The sequence below is a fragment of the Glycomyces sp. MUSA5-2 genome, assembly GCF_037034145.1.
GTDB lineage: Bacteria > Actinomycetota > Actinomycetes > Mycobacteriales > Micromonosporaceae > Glycomyces > Glycomyces artemisiae.
Genome location: NZ_JBAGKG010000028.1, coordinates 1 through 713, shown reverse-complemented (window position 1 = coordinate 713; position 713 = coordinate 1). Strand labels below are relative to the sequence as shown.

Annotated in this window: 1 protein-coding gene; it reads left to right on the top strand. The window is 71.8% G+C overall.

The window, feature by feature from the left end:
* Nucleotides 1-713, top strand: a 713-nt coding sequence (locus tag WA640_RS28690; RefSeq protein ID WP_335992389.1) for a Gfo/Idh/MocA family protein, incomplete at both ends; no start/stop codon positions are given.

Here is a 713-nt window from a genome sequence, read left to right as displayed (position 1 = left end):
CGGGCGCGACCGGGTACGACGACCCGCTGGAGATGATCGCCGAGGCGGGCCTCGACCTCGTGAGCATCGCGACGCCGCCGTCCACGCACGCGGCGCTGACCGTGGCGGCGCTCGACGCGGGCGTGCACGTCCTGGTGGAGAAGCCGATGGCGCCGTCGCTTGAGGAGTGCGACGCGATGCTCGCCGCGCAGGAGCGCTCGGGGAAGCTCCTCTCGGTGGTGGCGCAGAACCGCTTCCGCGACGACCTCGCGACCCTCAAGGACGTCCTCGACTCCGGGCTCCTCGGCTCCGTCTCGCACGTGCGGGTGGACTCGGCCTGGTGGCGCGGCCTGCCGTACTACGACCTGTGGTGGCGCGGCACGTGGGAGAAGGAGGGCGGCGGCTGCACGCTCAACCACGCCATCCACCACATCGACCTGCTGCTATGGATGCTGGGCCGCCCCGCCGAGATCACCGCGATGCTCGCGAACGCGCAGCACGGCAACAGCGAGGTCGAGGACCTCTCGGTGGCGGTGCTCCGGTTCGAGCAGGGGCTCGCGCAGCTGACGAGCTCGGTCGTGCACCACGGCGAGGAGCAGGAGATCGTCGTCCAGGGCGAGAAGGCCCGGGTCTCCCAGCCGTGGAAGGTGATCGCGGAGCGCTCCAACGGCGCTGGGTTCCCCGAGCAGGGCGGCGACCCGGAACTCGTGGCCGCGATCGAAGCGCTCGTGGCC